General features: G+C 70.4%; 13 protein-coding genes and 2 pseudogenes. 6 read left to right on the top strand and 9 right to left on the bottom strand.

Annotated elements, in window-relative coordinates; all coding sequences use genetic code 11:
* Nucleotides 1–154: 154 nt before the first annotated feature.
* Nucleotides 155–340, bottom strand: a pseudogene (locus tag ACIBLA_RS00310) (elongation factor Tu); the annotation flags it as partial.
* Nucleotides 341–365: 25 nt separating this feature from the next.
* Here ACIBLA_RS00310 and ACIBLA_RS00305 point away from each other — a divergent pair.
* The 3 genes and pseudogenes from ACIBLA_RS00305 to ACIBLA_RS00295 form a co-directional block, all read left to right on the top strand.
* A pseudogene (locus ACIBLA_RS00305) lies at nucleotides 366–594 on the top strand (ATP-binding protein); the annotation flags it as partial.
* A gap of 96 nt (nucleotides 595–690) precedes the next feature.
* On the top strand, nucleotides 691–1,563 hold the full coding sequence (locus ACIBLA_RS00300) for a hypothetical protein (RefSeq protein WP_399197391.1): 873 nt from the start codon (nucleotides 691–693) through the stop codon (nucleotides 1,561–1,563).
* Nucleotides 1,564–1,881: 318 nt separating this feature from the next.
* The gene (locus tag ACIBLA_RS00295) at nucleotides 1,882–3,180 is read left to right on the top strand and encodes a hypothetical protein (protein WP_399197390.1); all 1,299 of its coding nucleotides are present in this window, start codon (nucleotides 1,882–1,884) and stop codon (nucleotides 3,178–3,180) included.
* Between the two features lie 24 nt (nucleotides 3,181–3,204).
* On the opposite strand, the gene ACIBLA_RS00290 is transcribed toward ACIBLA_RS00295, so the two are convergent.
* From ACIBLA_RS00290 to ACIBLA_RS00265, 6 genes are all read right to left on the bottom strand, one after another.
* Entirely contained in the window at nucleotides 3,205–3,792 is a 588-nt protein-coding gene (locus ACIBLA_RS00290) for a hypothetical protein (protein ID WP_399197389.1), read from the bottom strand.
* A gap of 160 nt (nucleotides 3,793–3,952) precedes the next feature.
* The gene (locus tag ACIBLA_RS00285; protein WP_363240235.1) at nucleotides 3,953–4,855 is read right to left on the bottom strand and encodes a MauE/DoxX family redox-associated membrane protein; all 903 of its coding nucleotides are present in this window, start codon (nucleotides 4,853–4,855) and stop codon (nucleotides 3,953–3,955) included.
* Nucleotides 4,856–4,883: 28 nt separating this feature from the next.
* Nucleotides 4,884–5,501, bottom strand: a complete 618-nt coding sequence (locus ACIBLA_RS00280) for a cell wall protein (protein WP_363240236.1) — start codon at nucleotides 5,499–5,501, stop codon at nucleotides 4,884–4,886.
* A gap of 14 nt (nucleotides 5,502–5,515) precedes the next feature.
* Complete coding sequence (locus ACIBLA_RS00275; RefSeq protein ID WP_363240237.1) at nucleotides 5,516–5,938, bottom strand: hypothetical protein; 423 nt, start codon at nucleotides 5,936–5,938, stop codon at nucleotides 5,516–5,518.
* Between the two features lie 164 nt (nucleotides 5,939–6,102).
* Nucleotides 6,103–6,771, bottom strand: a complete 669-nt coding sequence (locus ACIBLA_RS00270; RefSeq protein WP_363240238.1) for a GPP34 family phosphoprotein — start codon at nucleotides 6,769–6,771, stop codon at nucleotides 6,103–6,105.
* 129 nt (nucleotides 6,772–6,900) lie between these two features.
* Nucleotides 6,901–7,374, bottom strand: coding sequence for an NUDIX hydrolase (locus ACIBLA_RS00265; protein ID WP_399197388.1), 474 nt, complete (start codon nucleotides 7,372–7,374; stop codon nucleotides 6,901–6,903).
* A 210-nt stretch (nucleotides 7,375–7,584) separates the two neighbouring features.
* On the opposite strand from ACIBLA_RS00265, the gene ACIBLA_RS00260 reads away from it, so the two are divergent.
* A complete protein-coding gene (locus tag ACIBLA_RS00260; protein WP_363240240.1) occupies nucleotides 7,585–8,013 on the top strand; it encodes a hypothetical protein in 429 nt (142 codons plus the stop codon).
* A 5-nt stretch (nucleotides 8,014–8,018) separates the two neighbouring features.
* On the opposite strand, the gene ACIBLA_RS00255 is transcribed toward ACIBLA_RS00260, so the two are convergent.
* Entirely contained in the window at nucleotides 8,019–10,865 is a 2,847-nt protein-coding gene (locus tag ACIBLA_RS00255) for a poly(A) polymerase (protein ID WP_399197387.1), read from the bottom strand.
* Nucleotides 10,865–12,577 carry an RNA ligase family protein gene (locus tag ACIBLA_RS00250; protein ID WP_399197386.1) on the bottom strand — a complete coding sequence of 571 codons (1,713 nt, stop codon included), beginning with the start codon at nucleotides 12,575–12,577 and terminating at the stop codon, nucleotides 10,865–10,867. Before ACIBLA_RS00250 ends, ACIBLA_RS00255 begins: the two co-directional genes overlap by 1 nt.
* Nucleotides 12,578–13,268: 691 nt before the next feature.
* Here ACIBLA_RS00250 and ACIBLA_RS00245 point away from each other — a divergent pair.
* Together ACIBLA_RS00245 and ACIBLA_RS00240 are read left to right on the top strand one after the other, a co-directional pair.
* Nucleotides 13,269–14,126 (top strand): helix-turn-helix domain-containing protein, encoded by an 858-nt coding sequence (locus ACIBLA_RS00245; protein WP_399197385.1) that lies wholly within the window; start codon nucleotides 13,269–13,271, stop codon nucleotides 14,124–14,126.
* Nucleotides 14,127–14,175: 49 nt separating this feature from the next.
* Nucleotides 14,176–14,763 carry a Uma2 family endonuclease gene (locus tag ACIBLA_RS00240; protein WP_399197384.1) on the top strand — a complete coding sequence of 196 codons (588 nt, stop codon included), beginning with the start codon at nucleotides 14,176–14,178 and terminating at the stop codon, nucleotides 14,761–14,763.
* Nucleotides 14,764–14,859 lie beyond the last annotated feature (96 nt).

Below are 14,859 nucleotides of genomic sequence, written 5' to 3'. Positions count from 1 at the left end.
AGCGCACCTCGCAAGCTACGCACACGGATTCACCCCCCGGACACGACCACACACCCCACCCACAAAAATGAAGTGGGCCCCGCACCAACTTCGGTGCGGGGCCCACTTCTTGGTTGCTCGGGTCGGATCTACCAGGTCGGGTCCAGAGCAGCGACTACTTGCTGATCTTGGTGACCTGACCGGCGCCCACGGTCCGACCACCCTCACGGATGGTGAACTTCAGGCCCTCCTCCACGGCGACCGGCTGGATCAGCGAGACCGTCATGAGGGTGTTGTCGCCCGGCATGACCGTCTCGGTGCCCTCGGGGAGGGTCGCGACGCCGGTCACGCCAGTCGTCCTGCTGGAGCTGCACCGGACGGACGGCGGGCGCGTTCTCCGTATCGAGGTGACCGACACCCGCGGCGACCGCCTACCCGGACTCAACCCCCAACCGCCGCCCCCGGACGCGGAGTCGGGGCGGGGATTACTGCTGGTCGAGGTGCTGGCGGACCGGTGGGGGGGATGACGCCGGGCCGGTGCCACGCAAGACGGTGTGGGCGGAGCTGGACCTCGTACGGCCACCCTCACCCCTGCGGGTGAAAATGCCCAACTGAGCTACAGCCAGGGCGGATTGTCTGCTTATGCTCTGCGAAATCGAAGTCATGGCATGTGCCAGAGGCAAACTCCACTCATCCCCCACAGGAACCCGCATGGTCAGCTCGCCCTATGAGGCGATGCATCGCATCTTTCAGGACTATCCAGGCCTCCTCTCCGGTGTCTCCGAAGTGCTCGGGGTCGACTTCGGCCCACTCGTCGGGGTCACCGTCCTGCCCACGGACCTCACCGAGGCTCGGCCCGTCGAGCGGCGTGTGGACACGCTGTTACGGGTCGAGACCGAGGACGGCGCGTCCTATCTCCTCGCGATCGAGGCTCAAGGGAAGAAGGACCCGGCCAAGCCCGCAAGCTGGGCCTACTACCTGTCGTATCTGCACACGAAGTACCGGTTGCCGCCAGTACTGCTGGTCGTCTGCCAGGACCGGGCCACGGCTGAATGGGCCGCGCGCCCCGTCGACATCGGCCTCCCGCAGTGGGCGGCAATCACGTTGCGCCCGCTGGTGGTGGGCCCGCACAACATGCCGGTGATCACTGACGCGGCCGAGGTCCGAAAGGACCTCGCGCTCGCCACGCTGTCACTCATTACGCACGGTGCCGATCGGGACCACGGTGCCATACTCAAAGCGATGACGACCGCGCTGCGGGAGACCCCGGACGACATCAAGAACCCGATTGCCGAACTCATCTCACAGGGCCTGGGTAACCTGCCCGCCGCAGCACTCTGGAGGAAACTGGTGGCCGTGGACCTTTCTTTCTACAAGTCGCCGCTCTCGGAGGAAATCCGGGACGAAGGCCGGGCTCAGCAAGCCGCCAGAATGCTCTTCCTCGTCCTGGAAAGGCGCGACATCTACGTCCCCGACGAGGCGCGCGAGCGCATCACCGGTTGCGACGACGTCGACCTCTTGGAGCAGTGGCACAGCCGTGCCATCACCGCTGCTTCCACTGAGGAGATCTTCCAGGATGAGTAGTCCCGCCTGTCACGACGCGGCAGCCGAGCAGGCAGCCTCGAAACCGCTGACCGACACGGCGATCTCGGGCAGAAGACATCCTGCTCGTCCTGGAAAACCGAGGCATCGCCGTCCCTGACGACGTGCGCGCACGCATCACCGGCTGCCAGGAGCGAGAGGTGATGCGCCCTTGGCTCCTGTCCGCTGTCACTGCCCGTTCCGCCCAGGAAATCTTCGGAGGGGTGTAGCACCCACAAGCGGCCACCACTCCCAGCCGGGCTGTCAGTGCCGTGTACCACCATGGGTCCTCGGAACAGCGCGCCCGAGAAGGAGACCGTGGTGGATGCGATCAAGGCCCTTGCCGACCCCGACCTGCGGGAGGCGGCGAGGGACAGTCTGGCCGCGAGGGGCAGCGCGGCGGTGGGGCCGCTGCTTGAGGAGTTGCTGGACGAGACGTCGCCCGTCCGTCCTTGGGACATCGAGTTCGTGCTGGCCAAGCGGATCGGACCGGCCGCCTTCGACGAGGTGACGACGGCGCTGGCCGCGGCCACGGAGGAGGAGTCACGCCGCCGGGTCAGTCGCGTGTTCACCGCATTCCGCGCGGTCGGCCTCTATGTCAATGCGCTGTCGCACCCGGCCGCCGAGGTACGGAGCTCCGCCGCCTACGGAATCCAGAACGCCTGCTCGGTGGCCTTCGGCAGAGAGCCGAATCCCGACGTGGACTACCCCGTGGTGATCGACGCGTTGACTCCGTTGCTCGCGGATCCGGACCCGTACGTCGCCCAGCGGGCCGAATGGGCGCTGACGATGCTGGGGCCCGGCGTTGTGGAACGTATGCGCGCCGTACGCGTTCATGGACCCGCCAACCTACGGTCACGCGCCCTGACCGTCCTCACGGCGGTCGGCGGCGAGGAGGCTCTGTCGCCGGCGGACCGTGCCTCCGTGGAACGGCTGATACGTATCAAGTCGCTGGACGACCAGGCCCAGCCCCTGGACACCTGCTTCACGTCCTGGATAGCCGTGGCCAGTGGCGACCAGCAGGGAATCATGGAACTGCTCGGCCTGTACGAGACACGGCCCGCGACGTTCGCGCTGGGGCTGAGCGTCGGACTGCACGACAGCCACGACGGCGCCGAACACGGCAGGGTCTACGTCACTCCGGAGGTCGACGGATGGACGCTGGTGCTCGGCCCCTGGTGCAACCCCGGCGACCCGGAACGCGCGGAGGACGTGCTGCGCGTCGTCACCGAGTTGAGCCGCCGGTATGGCCGGGCCCAGGCGTACTACTCCGGCGAGTACGGAGATTCGGGCTGGCTCGTCGCCGAGAACGGGAACATCCTGCGCCGTTTCCGTGCCTCCGGGAAGCAGGACGACGCGGAGTACACGCTGGGCGAACCCCTGCCCGAGGAGCGCGCCGCCTGTGTCGAAGAGGGCATTACCCCGGTGGGGGATGCCGACGCCGACGAGGAGGAGTGGAGGGAACTCGCCGCGTACCTCGCATCGCAGCTTGCGGAGCAACTGGGCGTAAGTCCCCTGGAGTTGGGCCCGCACAACACCGTGCGCGGAGTCGGGGCGGTGGCTCTCACCCCGTACGCACGCGAACACGGAAGGCCGAACACGGGCGCCTACGCCATCTAGCCGTCGGGGCCCGTCGGCTGCGGCTCAGCGTGGCCAGGTCGCCACAAGGTCACGGTAGGCCGGGAAGCGAGGGCCGGGAACCGTGTCCTGGATCGGCTGGCCGTTGAGCCAGCAGATGTGGAACGTGTCGCTCTCGGTGTCGAGCAGGCAGCACACGCCGCCGCTGGCGGCGGTGAGACCGTTGAACACCGCTCGGACGGCCGCAGACCGCTGGAACAGCCGACTCATCCCCGATGTGGCCGCGGTGAACTCCAGCGCGGCGTAGCCAGGGTGCAGCTCGGACGCGAACCGCACCCTGAGGTAGATGTACCCGATCTCGACTCTCCCGAGCTCGTCGAGTTCGAGGCCACGGCCTTGGACGTACTCGCACACCGCGTCGTCCACGCCGAACATGATTGAGGTGTCGAGTTCAAGCGTGCTGCTCGCGGAGCAATCGACCGGCTCACTCTTAAAGTTGGACGTGAACGGTACGGAGAGCTGGGCACCGCCGGGCATGGTGAGCACGAGCGGCTGCACTTGACGGGTTCGCGGCGCCAGCTCGGCAAGCGCGACCAGCGCCCTGTCGACGTTCTGAGCAGGCACGAATATCTCGTATCCGTAGTCAAGCCCCATACGCCCCACCCCCTGTAGGTCCGAAGGAATCCTTCCACGACATGTCTGTACGGGGCTCCTGGGTTTCTGCCGCGTCGGCTACTTCGCACGGGAGCGGATCCGCGAGCGTACGTGACGCTCCCGGACCCGCTCCCTGACGTACCGCTGCCGCGTGGACGCGTCAGCCCGCCAGTGGCAGTGCCTTACGTGACGGCACCGCGTTCAGCAGTTCCGCTCCCACCGGCTCCCCGCTGTCCGCGTCCAGGAAGGTGACGCGGACGGCCGGGTCGCCGGGGGTGTCGCGGGTGGAGGTCGCGTCGAGTGCGAACACCACGGAGACCGGCCGGGCGGCCTCCGTCGTCTCGTACACGCCCGAGAACAGGAGGAGGCGCCAGCCGTCCTCCTCCCAGTGGTCCAGCAGGGCCGACCGGACCACGGGTGAAGCCGCCTGCCAGGCAAGGGAGTTCTCCAGCAGTTCGACGCTGGCGGCGACCGGCACCCGGTCTTCCGTCCCGGTGCCGAAGAGCGGATGCCCGAAGACACGCAGCCTCGCCCGGCGCAGCGGCAGCAGCCACCACCGGTCGAGATCGGCCGACAGCGCGATCAGTACGACCGTGGCGGCGGCCAGGAATCCGAGCGACGCGGCGGGCCGCCCCGAGACCGTGGACCACCAGCTGTCGTGCGTCATGGCCGCCGCCACGCCGCTCACCAGCACCATCCCGGCGCGTGCGAACGCGCGCCAGGTGATCGGTGTGTCCTCGTCCGCCGAGCAGCCGCACGACGACTCCGGGGCGAGCACCCGCCCGTAGGCGAGATAGCCGAGAAAGCCCACGCCGAGAAGGGCGGCGGCCGTCCCCGGCACCGGGTGCGCCGGAAAGGCCAACAGCCCTGCGGCGATGAGCAGTTCGCCGGCGCCGACGCCACGCAGCACCGTCGCCGCTCGCTCGCTGCTGCTCAGCATGCGGGCCAGCGCCGTCTTCGGCGCCTGGAGTACGGTGCCGCGGCTGAACAGTTTGACCGCGCCGGTCCAGCCCAAGAGACCGGCAAGGACCAGCGGGGCGAGGCCCGTTGTCAGTGAGAGCATCTCTCCGTCTCCCTCCTCGCTCCCGCCGTCAGTGCCCGACGGAGATACGGACGACGTCCACGGAGTTGTCGGACGGCCGCCAGGCGCCGAGGACTTGGGCACTCTGCCCGATACGCAACCGGGACAGGTCGGACGTGACCGCACGGCCGGCGTACGAGGCGTTCGTCGTGTCCGGGAGGACGTTGCCGACGACTTCGTGCTGACCGTGGGCGAGATGGAGCCGGTTCTTGGCGATGCCGCGGATCTGGGTGTCGAGGTTCACGATGTTCACCCACACCGCGTCGGCGGCGACGGTGCCGTCGGGCATCGGCACACCGCGGGCGTAGAGCCCGTCACCGATCTCGATCGCCGCGGCGGTGACGGCATGGACCTTCCACACGCTGGTGGCGTTGGTCATCTGGACACGCGCGTGGTCACCGTAGGAGCCGGCGACCTCCAGGACGCTGCCGGTGATGCCGGTGATCCGGCCCTCCACGAAGGAGGACTTGGCGATCGCGGGGTCGAGTGACGGCTCGGCGGCGAAGGCGGAGTCCGCGTCGAGGCCGCCGAGCGCGGTCGCGCCGACGATCGTGGCGCCGCTGAGGGCGGCGGTGGTGAGGAAGCGACGGCGGCCCAGGCCGCGTTGGTCGTCCTGACGAGTAGTCATGTCCGCTTCCTCCCTCACTCGTAGATGTAGACCGGCAACTTGCCGGAGCTGAGGTTGCCGATGGCCGAGAAGGCCGCCGGGGTCAGGTCCAGGACGCGGTTGGTGCGGCAGGCGCCGTTGCAGCAGGTCGCCTCGCCGCACCATTCCTTCGTACGCGGTCCGCAGTCGGTGATCGTGATGCAGACCGTCGCGCCGGAGCACTGGTGTCTGACGTTCATCACGGCGCCGCAGCCGCGTCTGGGGATGTTCTCGCCGCACAGGTCGGGCCGGGTGATGTCCCAGCACGCCTGTGACGCGTTGGGCCAGGCGCCGTGGTTGGCGCTCGACCGGCAGTTGCCGCAGGCGCCGCCGCCGGCGCTGCCGCACGGTCCCCACGCGGAACCGCAACAGAACCAACTCGTTTCACCAGCCCACAGGCTGGTGGATCCGCAAGCCATCGTGCCGCCTCTCTCGATTCAGAATTGACGAGTCCATGTCAAGTTCAGGAGAAGGTCGTGCGCTCGAAGCAACCCCATGATGCTGTCATCTACGCGCGTTGGCTAGAGGGCGAGTCGCCCCCTGCCGAGAGGGCGGCTCGCCCCCCTCCCGGCAGGCTGCGTTACTAGCTGGTGACGGCGACGGCCGTCCCCACGGACACCGCCGCCCCGGTCCGCACCACCGCGACGTTCACCGCTTCGGCGCCCCAACTGACCTGCTCCAGCTCCTTCGCACGCTTGTAGACCTTGCCCGACCACGGGATGGACCGGTGCAGGCTCGGCAGGGTGCCGCTCGCCGACAGCAGTCCGACCAGCGCCGCCGTACGGGCATCGGGCTCCGCGCCGTCCACCAGGACGGCACGGACCCTCTCCACGAGAGCCTTCTTGTGCCCGGTGTCCGCGGCCGTCGTCGCAGTCGTACGGAACAGCCCCAGCGTCTTCTTGGTCTCCCGGCGCAGCATGCCTCGCTCGACGAGCCGGTCGAGGACGGTCTCGCGCAACCCGGTGCCGATCTCGATGAGGAGGGTCTGCACACCTCGCTTCCGGGCGGCGACCTTCTCATGGGCGGCCCGGAGCACAGGATCCGCCGGCGGATCACCGGCGACGGCGTGCACCTTCAGGCCGTTCATTCCCCGGTCGTTCTCGTCGACCCTGACATGCTTGCCGAGACCGAGCTCAACGAGAACGGCGCCGCCCAGCGTGTAGTACAGCGTGCCCTCGCCCGCGATCGCTCCCGACTTGTCGTCGAACATCAGCAGCAGCAGGTCTTCGACGATGAGCGTCTCGTTCCGCATGGTCTCTTCATCCAACCGTTGGCATCGGAGGGCCGCAGTCAGGGGCGGGCCCTGTGGCCAAGCTAGGCCGGGACGAGGAGTGGGAGCAGAGCGGTCTGTCACCACTCTTCATGACAGATGTCATGAGGGTCAGTGCTGGATCAGCCCGCCGACCGCGACCGGAGCGACGTGGCCGGTCGCCGGAAGCGTCCGGGCCAGGGTCAGGCCGATATCGACCAGCGACGACCGGCGAAGGCCGGCCACGTCGGGAATCGGAGTCCAGACGGACTCCGCGATCTCGCCGTCCGGCTCGGGCCGCAGTTGGCCGCCGGTGATACGGACCTGGTAGAAGACGCCGACATTCTGGTGTTCCGGTCCGCCGGGGACCGCGCGTTCTGCCGCGGGGATGATCCTTGAGTCCACGCCGAGCAGGCGCTCGACCACCGCGTCGCAGCCGGTCTCCTCGGCGACCTCCCGGATCACCGCGTCGTACGGATCCTCCGCGTGCTCGACCCTGCCGCCCGGAAGCGTCCAGGTGGCCTCGCCTTTCAGCGGTACGTGACGCGCGAGCAGCACCCGCCCGCCCTCGATGCACACGGCGTACGCCGCCAGCCGGAAACTCATCCCGATCACTCCCCACCGAGTCCCCACCGAGCCGGTCGGCCCGTCACCCACATGAGTGAATCTCGGGCAACTGGGCTGGTTTATCCACGAGTTGGCGTGCATATTCTCGCGGTGGGCCTCCAGCGCCGGGTACACCCCTTCGCCGCGGCCGGCGGTCCAACCGGTACACCAGCCCGGACTGCCGGGCCATTTCCCCGCAGGAGGTCGTATATGCGCACCCGACTCGCCACCGTCCTCGGCGCCACCGTCATCGCCACGGGTACGGTCCTGTCCGCCCCCGCTGCTCAAGCGCAGCCCCAGGCCATTTCGGTCCCCTTCCACGTGGCGAACGGCAACACTTGGACCGACGGCACCATCACTTTCTTCGACCGCTCGGTGACGATCACGGGTACGCACAAGTCAGTCAGCACAGCAAGCTACCTGACCTACCGAAACACCAGCGGTTACACCCTTGCCTCCGGCGGAGGTCAGATGGGATACAGCCGCAACGACCTGTCCGAAGAAGCCCGTGGCAACACCAGGGCGTTCACCTTCAACGTCCCGGCCGATGCCCCGGGCGGCGCCGCCATCGTGCGCGTATGCCTCACGGACGGCTTGTTCACGCCCTTGACCTGCGACCTCTACACCCGGTCGGGCTGAGCAATTCACTGCTGGGGCGCCGACAGCGCGGGGCGGGAAAGTGTCGGCACGTCGCCGCCCCGCGCCCACGTGACCTCGACGCCCCGCAGACCCCGGCCCCACGCCTCCACGATGCCCGCGAGCGCCGCCGCGCCCGGTGGGTCGGTGCCGAGGCCGATCGCGTAGCGGACGGATTCGCCGTCCGTCGCGTACGGCCACGGCCAGGCGTGCGCGTCCCGTACCCCGGCCGCTTCGAGCGCGGTGAGCAGCGCCCGTACGCGGCCCCGGAACCGGCCCAGTGTGTCGGGGCGTCGCGTGTCCACCGTCGCCACCGCCCAGGCGGCGTGCCTGCGGTGCAGGGGCGGGGGCGCCGACAGCGTGGCGCGGTCGGCGCCGCCGGTCTCCAGGAGTTCCCAGGCCCGGTACAACTCCTGGACCAGCAGGTCACGGTGGCCGGGGCCGACCTGTTCCGTGCAGCTGCGGATCGGGGCGGTCGGGGTCAGGACGGTGACGGGGGCGGCGGTGGCGGCGGTGGCCGGGGCTGCGGCCAGGGCGCCGGTGACTCCGAGGCCGACCGGTAGCCGCCAGTCCCACGCCGCCCAGGTCCCGAAGAAGTGCCTGAGCAGGTCGTCGCCCACGAGGCTGCCGGCCTCACGGGTCGTGCGCGCCGCCAGCACCGCCCAGGCCAGACCGGGCAGCCCGCCGAACGGCGCCGAGTCCAACCCCCGCGCCCCCGCCCAGGTCTTCACGTCCCTCGCCAGCCCGGCGAACGCGTCGTGACGGTCGCCGACCGCGTCCCGTACCGCCGCCGCGTCGCTCACCGCGCTCAGCGCGACCGCCGCCGCCTCGCCCAGCTCGGCGCGGCGCTCCACGGCCCGCACCGGGTCCATGTCCCCGGTCGCCACCACCGCAAGGTCGACGTCCAACTCGCCCACCGCGAACCGGAGTCCGGGCACGCGTGCGCCCACCACCTCCCTTACGGGAGATGTGGCGCTCACCCGCCGCCGTATCCCCTCCATGTCCACCGCCTCGCCCGGCAGCACCGCCACCAGGTCCAGATCCGCCCCGGCGGACGCGCAGCCCATACGGCGGGAGCCGACGACGTGTACGGCGCCTTCGGGCAGGGTGCGGGCGAGCAGGCGCGCGCTCTCGTCGGCGTCGGCGGTGGGCTTCTTCAGAACTGGCGGGTCGTCAGCGAGCCAACTCACCTCCCCCGTACCGAGCGCCACCGTCGCCCGTACCCGCATCGGCTCGTCACCCCTGCGCGACAGCAGCACCAACTCACCGACCACAGACTGCACTTCGCCGACCCGTGCCTCGATGCCCGCCGCGACCCGCTGCGGGTCGTGGCTCCGCCCCAAGGTCAGATGCGGCGTGAAGCCCTCGGCCCGCCGCCCCGCGCAGCGCGGGAAGCCTCGCTCCAGCGCCCGCCGAAGCCCGGCCCACTCGGCGTCGCCGTCCGCCGCCGGGTCGAGCCAGAGCGTGGCGTCCTCGCGGTGCCCGAAGGTGTGCACCCCGCCCAGCCGCACCGTGAAGGGCGCGGTCCCGGCGGCGGCAGCGGCCACCAGCGGGGCCGCGCGTTCGAAGTCGGACTCGGGGACGAAGCCGAAGAGCACGTTCACGTGCGGCGGCCAGCGGTCGACCTGCGGGTCGTGCTCCCGCCGTACGGCCTGGATGGGGCCCCAGAGTTCGCGAGGAGGGATCCAGGCGACAGCGGTACGGGCGGTGGCGGCCACATCGAGCACATCGAGCACATCCACAGACACGCCGGCCGCCCCGAGGCCGACCTCCGCCGCCACCCCGTAATGGTCGGAGATGTAGAGCCCGTTCGCGTCCGGCGTGTCCCCGACCAGAGCCGCGCCGACCACCATCCCGCGCCCCCGCAGCAGCACCCGGTCCAACCGTCCGGCGCGCCCGGACAGCGAGGCCACCGCCGCCAGCGGATTGGCGACCGGATCGAACGTGGGCGTCGAGTCCTCGGAGCCGTACACCTCGCTCCAGGCGTCCCGCAGCCCGAGCACGGCGGCCGGCCCTTCGCTCCCACCGGCGCCGTCGTTGAAGTCACCGAGCAGGATCAGCTCGGCATCGACTGCGCCCAACCCCTCGGCGAGGGCGGCGAGTTCGTTACGGCGCCGGGCCGCGCCGTCCGTGGAGTGGTCGCTGCTCAGGTGCGTGGCGGCGACGACGAGCGGACCGGCCGCGGTCTCCACGGTGAGCGCGGTGACGGCCTTGTGCGAGCCGAGGATGTGGTGCCCCGCCTCACGTACGGGCAGTCGGCTCAGCAGCAGCAGCCCGTCGTCGTCCACGGCACGCCCGTCCGGGGCGCTGCCGATGGTGTAACTCGCCCGCACCCAGGGGGCGTTCAGCAGCATCGCCAGCAGATCCCGCTCGACCTCCTGGAGCGCGATGACGTCGGCGTCCGACTCCTCAAGGGCCGCGAGCAGCAGGGGACGCCGCGCGGCGGTATGGACGCGGTCGCTGTCGTAGCGGTCCCACAGCGTGTTCCAGGTGAGGACGCGCGGCGACGCGACCGTCGACGGAAGGGCGATCCCGGCCGGGCGCCAGCCCTCGGGACCGTACGCGTAGGGCGTCCCCGCGGTGAAGAACGGCGCCCGCAGCAGCCGGGGTTGGCGCACCCGCCCCGCGTCCGTGGTGTCGATCCGGTCGACGCCCGTGGCCCGGTCCCAGACCACCTCGCCGTCCGCCTCCACGAACAGCACGCGGTGCCACGGGATGTCGCCGCCGGGCACGAACGCGGGCAGCGGGATGCGGCCGGGGCTCGTGCCGCGCCGGCTGACGCCGAGGACGAAGCGCGCGGGGTCGAAGCGCGGGTCCCAGCGCACCTGGTGGTAGAGCTGATCGCTGGTCCGCATCACAGTCCCCCGCTCTCGACGCTGTCCGCGTCCTCGATGCCGCCGCCCGCCCCCACGTACCACGTACGGTGCGCGTCCCCCGGATACGGCGGTACGAAGCGGTGCAGCTGCCCCGCGAGTACGTCGGCAGGCACCGGGTGCGGCCGTACGCCGTTGCGCCTGATCAACTCGGCCTCGTCCACGAGCAGCACCGCGTGCGTGACGAACGCGTCGCGCCGCCGCGCCAACGCCCCCACGAGTGAACGCTGTTGCCGGTTGAGCGAGGTGGCGTCCCACACAACCGTGCCGCCCGTACCGCCCCGCGCGAGCGCCTGGTCGAGCCGGTCGAGACCGTCCCGGAGGACGTCCCCGTTGGCCCGCTGATCGGCACGCGCGCCGCGCTCCTCGCGCAACTCGTCCAGCGAGATCCGCGCCCCGATGCCGGTGAGTCCTCCTACGAAGGTGCTCTTCCCGCTCCCCGACGGACCGACGAGATGGATCAGCCGGGGAAAGTCCCCGGACCGCCACCGCCACGTCGCCGCCACCGCCTCCTCGACCGTGCTGAGGCGCCCCTCGGCCCAGGCGTCGCGGGCCTGCGCCCAGCACCGTTCGGTGGCGTCCGCACCCAGCCCGTCGAGCGCGGCGCGCAACCCGCGCCGCAGCGCCTCCAACGGCTCACCGTCCAGCAGCCCCGCCTCCTCGGCGATCAGCGCGGACCACTCGACCTGCTCCCCCGGCCGCCCTTCGGCCACCGCCCCGGCGACGGCGTGCAGCAACCCCAGGTCGACGGCGACGGCCATCCGCGCGAGCCCGGCACGGCGCGCCTCGTCGGGAAAGGGCCGGTGCAACCTCCCCTGCAAACCCACCAGGTCCGCGACGCGCCGCGCCTGCCCCATCCCGAGCGGCGCGACGAGCGCGCCGGCGAGCCGCCCGCGCGGCACGCGGTGCAGGAACGCGGCGAGGACCCCGCCCAGCCGGTCGTCCCCGTACCGCCCGGCGGCGTCGAGCCGCCCCGCGGCCTGCCGAGCCGCGCGCTCGTCGCCCTCCACACCCACGGCTCGCGCCAGAGCCCCCGCGTCCACGGCACCCCCCGACCGCACATCCCACAACGCGGCACCCGCCCCGAGCCCGTTCTCCACGACGGCGGCGTGCATCCAGTGCGTATCGGTCTGTACGTGGTGCGGCCGGACCCACTTGGCGAGCCGTCGCCCGAACTCCTCGCGTACGAAGCCCTCGACGGTCCGTACGACGTACCCTTCCTGCCGCGCCGGGTCCAACTTCAGTGCGCGCAGGGCCCGTTCGTCGAACACACCACGCCACAACACCACCGGCACCGGAATCCCCAGCCGCCGCAGCACCCGCACGGTCTCGTCCCAGCCGAGACAACGCTCGCCGTCCCACACGGAGAAGCCGTAGAACCAGCTCTCCAGGTCCTCGTACGCGAGGGAGTGCCGGGCGTACATGTTCTCCCCGCACACCCGCGTCCCGTCCGGGATCAACGCCCCGATCCGCCCCTGAAGCGCCTTCACCCACGCCCGCGACGGATGATGCCCGGAATCCAACGACCGGGCGTGCAGCCCGTCGCCGTACAGGGTGGTGTTCTCGCCGTCCATCTTCTCGGTGACGACGACTTCCCGCCCCCGCAGCCCGTCCAGATCGCCGACCCGCACATCGTCGGAGGCGACACCGGGCGACCAGGGCAAGTGGGCCGTCCTCGGATACGCCGTACGCATGCCCACTCCCCCGTGGCCCCGTGACCGCTTGCCCGGTAACCCTAGGAGCCCGACGGAACACGATCCATCGAATAACACCGAGGAAAAGCGAGGGCCCCGGAATGGGTTACGGAACGCGTCTTGAACACGCCATCGCCGAGATGGAGAGCCGCGACGACATCACGACGGAAAGGCGGCCCCCGAACAAGGAGTTGACGCCGGAGCGGCAGGCACCAAGGGCACATGGGGCTGGCACTATCTCTTCGCCGACGTCGACCTGACGGAAGTGAAATACCACGACGCCGTCGACAACCTCACCGCGATATTCGAGACCTTCCCCGTCCTGTTCCCCGACCACGACTACGAGCCGATGCGCGTACGCCTCCTCGAACGCCTTTGACCAAGTCGTGGGGGGGGGGGGGGGGGGGGGGGGGGGGGCCCGGCGCCCCCCCCCCCCCCCCCCCCCCCCCCCCCCCCCCCCACGACCCGGCCTCTCACGACCCAACTGATTAAAGGCACTTGGAAAGAAGGACCCTTTCCAACCCCTCCAACCCGTCCGTCACCCACATGGGTGATCTCGACCAACTGAGCTGGATTTCGGGCGGGTTGGCTGGCATATGCTCACGGCGACAACTCCACACATACGACGGCCCCCGGCCGGGACTGGCATCCCGATCGAGGGCCTGACCACGAAGGAAGCAACACCTTCCCCATGGCTCCTCAGCACTTTAGCGCGCCCCCGTGCGCCGAGTCCCCGGTTCCCCGCCCCACTCCCGGATCAGGTGTCGTCCACGACAACACCCGGCACACGAACCGCTACACGGTCGTCGGCAACCACCTCGCCCAGCACCGCGAGTTGACCCTCGTCGCGATCGGACTCGCCGTCCACATCCAGTCGCTTCCCGCAGGCGCCCGGATCGGCATCAAGTGCCTCACGGCCCGCTTCCCGGAGAGCGAGGCACGCATCGCCTCCGCGCTGCGCGAGCTGGAGGCGGCCGGCTATCTGGAACGCACCCGGCAACGCCTTCCCAACGGCCGCGTCATCACCCGCACGGTCTCCCACAACCAACCGGGCGCCGGTCCAGCACCCGCGCGCCCGGCCCTCAGGCCCACGCCCGCCCCGGCACCCGAGCCGCCCAACGCACCGACGGCTCCCGCTCCCCCACCGACCCCAAAACCGCCGCTCCCCGCACCCGCGGCCGAGGACCCCGCCCGCCTCAGCACCGCCGTCGCACTCCTGGCCGGCCTCCGCCGAGAGGACCCGCGCCTGCTGCTCACGGAGCTGGAGATCAAACGCCTGGCCCCCGCCGTCTCCGCCTGGCTGGAACGGGACGTCCCACCCGACGCCGTACACCGCGCGCTGACCGTGCGCTTCCCCGACGATCCGCGCCACCCTGCGGCGATCCTCGCCCACCGCCTCACCACCCAGCTCCCACCCCCACTCCCGGCCCGCCAGGCAACCCTCCGCCCAGCCCCGCTCCAGACCTGCGAAACCTGCGACCGCGCTTTCCGCTCTCCGGCGCCGGGCCACTGCCGCGGCTGCCGCCCAGACCTCAAAGAGGCCGCCTAGCATGAACGTGACGACCCTTGCGCCTGAGCACAGACGAGGAGCGCGCGCCATGACCATGGCCCCGGACGACGCACGGCACAGCACCCACCTGTACCGAACAATGCGGGACTTCGTTCAGTCCATGGACGACACGCTTCCCGGCAAGTTCGAGATCACCAAAGAAGGAATCGTCCACGACATGATGGCGCCCATCGGCCCCCACGAGCTGACCGCACTGCGTGTACGGAAACGCCTGGAGAAGGCGATGCCGGAAGAGCTGGTGGCCCACACGGGAACGCCCGATGTCGAAGACGAACCGGGACACATTCTGCGGCACCCAGACATCATGGTGATCGCCGAGGCGGACATGGAGGTCCGGGGTTCCTTCGCTCCCCGGACCCTCATCGCCGCCATCGAAGTGGTCTCCCTCTCCAACCCGGACAACGACTGGGTGGGCAAGATGCGGGACTACCCCCTGCTCGGCATCCCCGTGTACGTGATCTTCGACCCCCGTACGGGCTCAGGCGCCGTCCTGTCCGACATCCACCCGACGCCGGACGGCCCCCGCTACGCCACCCGGAAGGACTTCCAGTACGGCGAGGACGTCACCATCGCCGACTGGACAATCCCCACTGACAAGCTCCCCCGTTACGCGTAGGCCGGCGCCCCGCTCAGCACTCTCCCGCACAGCAGAAGGGCCCGTACGACCGAAGTCGTACGGGCCCTTCCGTTGGATGCTCCGAGAAGCTACCCG

It is taken from the genome of Streptomyces sp. NPDC050433 (assembly GCF_044458565.1).
GTDB lineage: Bacteria > Actinomycetota > Actinomycetes > Streptomycetales > Streptomycetaceae > Streptomyces.
This window is presented reverse-complemented; position numbering and strand designations above follow the sequence as displayed.

Coding starts and splice junctions, on each gene's coding strand:
- ACIBLA_RS00300 (WP_399197391.1), top strand. CDS start 691: ATGGTCAGCTCGCCCTATGAGGCGATGCATCGCATCTTTCAGGACTAT.
- ACIBLA_RS00290 (WP_399197389.1), bottom strand. CDS start 3,792: ATGGGGCTTGACTACGGATACGAGATATTCGTGCCTGCTCAGAACGTC.
- ACIBLA_RS00285 (WP_363240235.1), bottom strand. CDS start 4,855: ATGCTCTCACTGACAACGGGCCTCGCCCCGCTGGTCCTTGCCGGTCTC.
- ACIBLA_RS00280 (WP_363240236.1), bottom strand. CDS start 5,501: ATGACTACTCGTCAGGACGACCAACGCGGCCTGGGCCGCCGTCGCTTC.
- ACIBLA_RS00275 (WP_363240237.1), bottom strand. CDS start 5,938: ATGGCTTGCGGATCCACCAGCCTGTGGGCTGGTGAAACGAGTTGGTTC.
- ACIBLA_RS00270 (WP_363240238.1), bottom strand. CDS start 6,771: ATGCGGAACGAGACGCTCATCGTCGAAGACCTGCTGCTGCTGATGTTC.
- ACIBLA_RS00265 (WP_399197388.1), bottom strand. CDS start 7,374: ATGAGTTTCCGGCTGGCGGCGTACGCCGTGTGCATCGAGGGCGGGCGG.
- ACIBLA_RS00260 (WP_363240240.1), top strand. CDS start 7,585: ATGCGCACCCGACTCGCCACCGTCCTCGGCGCCACCGTCATCGCCACG.
- ACIBLA_RS00255 (WP_399197387.1), bottom strand. CDS start 10,865: ATGCGGACCAGCGATCAGCTCTACCACCAGGTGCGCTGGGACCCGCGC.
- ACIBLA_RS00250 (WP_399197386.1), bottom strand. CDS start 12,577: ATGCGTACGGCGTATCCGAGGACGGCCCACTTGCCCTGGTCGCCCGGT.
- ACIBLA_RS00245 (WP_399197385.1), top strand. CDS start 13,269: ATGGCTCCTCAGCACTTTAGCGCGCCCCCGTGCGCCGAGTCCCCGGTT.
- ACIBLA_RS00240 (WP_399197384.1), top strand. CDS start 14,176: ATGACCATGGCCCCGGACGACGCACGGCACAGCACCCACCTGTACCGA.